Genomic DNA, 4,305 nt, shown 5'->3' with positions numbered 1-4,305 from the left:
CGCCGTCCTGGCCGAGGGCGGCGCGCCCGACGCCCTCGCGCCCCAGGTCGCCGCGGCCCTCGGCGAGGAGGCGGACGCGCGGCTGCGCGCGGACCCGTGGCGGCTGCTGCGGATCCCGGGGGTGCGGCCCGAGCAGGCCGACGCCTTCGCCCGGGCCCTGCTCGGCCCTCAGTGCCGCCCGGAGGACGAGCGGCGGACCCGCGCGGTCACGGTCTGGCTGCTGGAGCAGGCGGCCCTCGCGGGGCACACGGCGCTGGAGGCCCCGGCTCTCAGGGCCGCGCTGTCGCAGCGCTCGGTGCCGGACCCCGACGCGGCGGTGCGGAGCACGATCGCCGAGGGCGAGGCCCTCGTCTTCCAGGACGCCCTGGAGCCCGCCGCGCCGGGCGGCGACGCGGAGGAGGCGGAGGAGAACCGCCCGGTCCGCGTGCTGATCGGCCTGGAGCGGTACGCGCTGGCGGAGGAGAGCCTCGCCGACGGACTGTCCAGGCTGATCGACTCCGTGGCGAAGGACGACGGTTCGGCGCAGGACTGGGAGCGGGCGGCCCGGTCGGCACACGGCTCCGCGGCGGAGCTGATCCGCGCGGTCGCCGGCCACGGCCTGGTCCTTCACACGGGCGGGGAGGCGTCCCGCGTCGAGCCGGCGGCGCTGCTGTGCGCGGCGCGCGGGCTCGGGGTGCGCGCCTGGGCGGCCACGCACAGCCCGGCCGGCGGCACGCTGTTCGCGGACCTCCTCGGCAGGCTCGGCCTGCCCCGGGTTTCTCCCGGTGAGCCGGCGCCCCGGGCGGTCGCGACGGTGGCGGATCTGCTGTCCGGTGCGGACGGTCCGGGCCGGAACGCGGACGGTGCCCTGGACCTCGATCTGCTCATCGTGCTCGACGCGCCGCAGCTGGACGTCGAGACGGCGGCCCTGCTCACCGAGTCGCTGCCCGACGGTGCCCGCCTGGTGCTCAGCGGCGATCCGGGCGTGCTGTGGTCGGCCGGTCCCGGGCGGGTGTTCGCCGATGTGCTCGCCGCCCGTGTGTGCCCGCGGATCGCCTCCCGTACCCCCGATCCCGGCCCGATCGGCGAGCTGGTCTCCGCGATCGGCGTGGGCGAGCTTCCGCAGGTCGACGCGCCCGGCAAGGAGGTCGTGATCGTGCCGGTGCGGGACGCCGGGGAGGCGGTGCACCGGACCGTGCAGCTCGTCGCGGATTCGGTGCCGCGCGCGATCGGGGTCCAGCCCGAGGACACCCAGGTGATCACGCCGGGCCATGGCGGCGCGGCGGGCACGCGCGCCCTGAACGCGGCGCTGAAAGGCCGGCTCAACCCGGGTCCCGGCCGCTTCGGCGGCTTCGACCCCGGCGACCGGATCGTCTACTCCCCCGCCCCGGGGCGCACGCTGCCGGGCCACGTCGTGAGGGCCGACGCCGAGGGGCTGCACCTGGAGTGCTCCGGTGCCGGCGTCGTCGTACCGAAGGAGCGGGTGGAGCAGTCCGTGCGGCACGGATGGGCGCTGACCGCGCACCAGGCCGTGGGGCAGCGGTGGCCCGCAGTGGTCGTGGTGCTGCCCGGTGACGCGGCCCAGGCCCTCACCCGGCCCTGGGTGTACACGGCCTTCGGACGGGCGGTCGGCCATCTGTCCGTCGTGCACGGGGTGGAGCAGGCGCTGCCGCGAGCCGTGGCCGAGGTCCCGGCCAGGCCCAGGACCACCCGCCTGCCCGTGCTGCTCGGCCCCCAGGTCCCGGCGTCCGGCTGAGGCACCGGCACGGCGGACGACCGTGGCGGTCACCTGCGCGCCGGTGACCGCCGGCCCTGCCCGGCCGCTCGCCGCCGCTCCTGCGGGCCGAGCGGCCGGGTCCCTCAGCGGTCCGCGTCCAGTGGCTCCAGGTCCTCGTCGTCGTCCAGCTCGCCGTCGAACTCCGGATCTGCTCCGAGGCCCTCGTCCAGGTCGTCCTCCTCCCTCTCCTCGTCGAAGACGGCGCTGACGTCGAAGCGGCAGACGACCCGCTGCGGATCGATCTGCTCGAAGGGGTCCTCCAGCCATTCGCCCGGCTCCGCCGGTTCGTCCGCGGCCGTCACCCACAGGGTGGAGTCGCCCTCCTCCAGACCGAACTCCTTGTGCCGGGAGGCGATCTCGTCCGGTTCGAACTCCCCGAAGAGGACGCCGAGCGCTCCGTGGACCGTGCCGGCCGACGACTCCGGCGCGCTGTCCTCGTCCGCCGCCTCCACACGCTCCGCCTGTGCCAGCAGCCGCTGCGGTTCCACCACCGCGTAGTCCCGGCGGATCAGCACGCTCAGCGCGTTCGGCTCCTCGGGGCCCGTGTACGGGGGCAGCGCCTCCTCCGCTCCGGGGATCTCGAAGGGCGTGACCTCGTCGTAGCGGTCGTAGAGCAGTTCGTCGTACTCCTCGGCCGCCGCGGCCAGCTCGTTGAACGCCTCGTAGACGGCCGGGTCGTCCTCACCCGTCCTGCGCTCGACCGCGGCCAGGTGGCGGTCGAGCGCGGTCTTGACCGCCTCGGCGGCGGCGCGTACCTCGGCAGCGGTGGGCTGCGCAGCATCAGACATAGTGCAGACGCTATCCGTACCGGGCCCCAGCCCGCACAATAGATGCGATGCCGGAATACGAATTTGTCGACGTGTACGTACCGCGCGGAGTCTCCCGCAAGGACGCCACACGTCTGCTGACGGATCATGCCGAGTACGGACACTGGGAGTTGGACCGCCTGAGCCTGCTGCGGGACGGCAGCCGCAAGGTGCGGTTGCGCCGGCGGATCATCCGCCAGGTGCGCGCGACATGGTGAGCGCGGGCCGCTGAGACGGATCGGGCCCCGCGTCGGCGGGGCCCGATCCGTTCCGCACGCCGGTGGGGAAGCGGTGGCGTGCCGGCCCGGCTCGTGGGGCGCCCTCGCCGCCCCGGCGGCCTCCGGGGCGGTTACAGGCTCGCGCGCACCTTGCGGTAGAGCAGCGCACCGCCGAGCAGTGCGCCGGCGCCCGTCGGAACCAGGATCCCGAGCGGCAGGCTGCTCCCGGTGTGGGCGAGCTGGGCGGCGGAGTGCGCCCCGGGCTGGTTGGCGTGGCCGGTGCCGCCGCCCGGCTGCTGCGGGTTCCCGGGGTGGGTGGGCAGCCCGGGCTGCTCCGGCTGTCCGGGCGTGCCGGGCGGGGTGCTGCCGCNNCTCCGGGCGGGGTGCTGCCGCCGCCCGGAGGCGGCGTCCCGTGCCCGCCGCCCGGAGGCGGCGTGCCGGGCGGGGTGGTCGAGTGGCCGCCGCCCGGAGCGTTGGCGCAGTCGTTGCCGCCCGCCGCGTTGCCGAGCCCGCCGACGTCGACGCTGTTGCCGCAGACGTTCACCGGCACGTCCACCGGTACCTGCACATCGTTGCCGGAGCCGACGCCGGGCGAGTCACCGGTGTGCCCGCCCGCGTGGGCGCCGCTGCCGCCGCCGGTGTTGGCGCAGGTGGTGTTCCACGCCGGGTTGAGCAGCCCGATGACGTTCACGGTGTTGCCGCAGACGTTCACCGGGACGTGTACGGGCGCCTGCACGGTGTTGCCGGACAGCACGCCGGGCGAGCCGGCGGCCGATCCGTTCGCACCCGAGTCGGCGTGCGCGTAGCCGCCGGTGACGGCGAGGACGCCGGTCGCGGCCGCCACGGTCATCAGGCCCTTGCGGGTGACCTGTCGCATTGCTGATTCCCTGCCTTCGACTGTGTCGTGCTGGTCGTGGACCGTCCGGAACGGTCCGGTACGCGTCCTCGTGCTGCGTGCTACGTGCTGCGTGCGCGGACGCGGAGGAACCGGTCGGCCCCGGAGCGCATGGCACGCACTCCGGGGCCGACGGACTCAGACCCTCGTGGGGTGGGGCCCCTCACGGGGTGAGGCACAACGTCAGTTGTTGATGCAGGTGTTGCCGAAGGCGGGGTTCAGCAGCCCGATCACCGAGATCGTGTTGCCGCACACGTTCACCGGGACGTGCACCGGGACCTGGATGACGTTGCCGGACACGACACCCGGGGAGTGCACTGCGGCACCCTGGGCACCCGCGTCCGCGACGGCCAGTCCCGCACCGGCGAGAACGAGACCACCGGTGGCAGCCGCGGCAGCGACGACCTTCTTGATCATTCTTCCTCCTTGTTGGCAAAAGCGGTCCAAGCCTCGGACCGCATCACTTGTAACGAGGAGGGAGTAATGAGGCTACGAGCGTATCGTCGCATTCACTCGTCCTGGTCGGGCTCCGTACGCACGGGCGAATAGCGCTCGGGACGCCTCAGGACGCCTCAGGATGCCTCACGACACCTCAGCTTGACGTTTAACCTCGCAGGTCACCCGACCTGC

4 protein-coding genes and 1 pseudogene are annotated in these 4,305 nt (G+C 74.4%); 2 read left to right on the top strand and 3 right to left on the bottom strand.

Annotation, left to right across the window (positions count from 1 at the left end; translation table 11 throughout):
* On the top strand, nt 1–1,735 hold a 1,735-nt coding region (locus tag ACFSL4_RS33015; protein ID WP_381091190.1), incomplete at its 5' end, for a helix-hairpin-helix domain-containing protein.
* A gap of 104 nt (nt 1,736–1,839) precedes the next feature.
* On the opposite strand, the gene ACFSL4_RS33010 is transcribed toward ACFSL4_RS33015, so the two are convergent.
* Entirely contained in the window at nt 1,840–2,544 is a 705-nt protein-coding gene (locus ACFSL4_RS33010) for a hypothetical protein (protein ID WP_381091188.1), read from the bottom strand.
* Nucleotides 2,545–2,591: 47 nt separating this feature from the next.
* Between ACFSL4_RS33010 and ACFSL4_RS33005 the strand changes: the two genes are divergently transcribed.
* A complete protein-coding gene (locus tag ACFSL4_RS33005; protein ID WP_030053310.1) occupies nt 2,592–2,780 on the top strand; it encodes a DUF5703 family protein in 189 nt (62 codons plus the stop codon).
* A 131-nt stretch (nt 2,781–2,911) separates the two neighbouring features.
* Here the strand turns inward: ACFSL4_RS33005 and ACFSL4_RS33000 are convergent.
* Together ACFSL4_RS33000 and chpH are read right to left on the bottom strand one after the other, a co-directional pair.
* Nucleotides 2,912–3,657 (bottom strand): annotated as a pseudogene (locus ACFSL4_RS33000) (chaplin).
* 201 nt (nt 3,658–3,858) lie between these two features.
* The gene (chpH, locus tag ACFSL4_RS32995) at nt 3,859–4,092 is read right to left on the bottom strand and encodes a chaplin ChpH (protein ID WP_381091185.1); all 234 of its coding nucleotides are present in this window, start codon (nt 4,090–4,092) and stop codon (nt 3,859–3,861) included.
* Between the last annotated feature and the right edge of the window lie 213 nt (nt 4,093–4,305).

It is taken from the genome of Streptomyces caeni (assembly GCF_042678285.1).
In the GTDB taxonomy this organism is placed as follows: domain Bacteria; phylum Actinomycetota; class Actinomycetes; order Streptomycetales; family Streptomycetaceae; genus Streptomyces; species Streptomyces caeni.
This window is presented reverse-complemented; position numbering and strand designations above follow the sequence as displayed.

Bases quoted from the DNA above. Each gene is read 5' to 3' on its own strand.
- ACFSL4_RS33010 (WP_381091188.1), bottom strand. From the start codon at position 2,544: ATGTCTGATGCTGCGCAGCCCACCGCTGCCGAGGTACGCGCCGCCGCC.
- ACFSL4_RS33005 (WP_030053310.1), top strand. From the start codon at position 2,592: ATGCCGGAATACGAATTTGTCGACGTGTACGTACCGCGCGGAGTCTCC.
- chpH (WP_381091185.1), bottom strand. From the start codon at position 4,092: ATGATCAAGAAGGTCGTCGCTGCCGCGGCTGCCACCGGTGGTCTCGTT.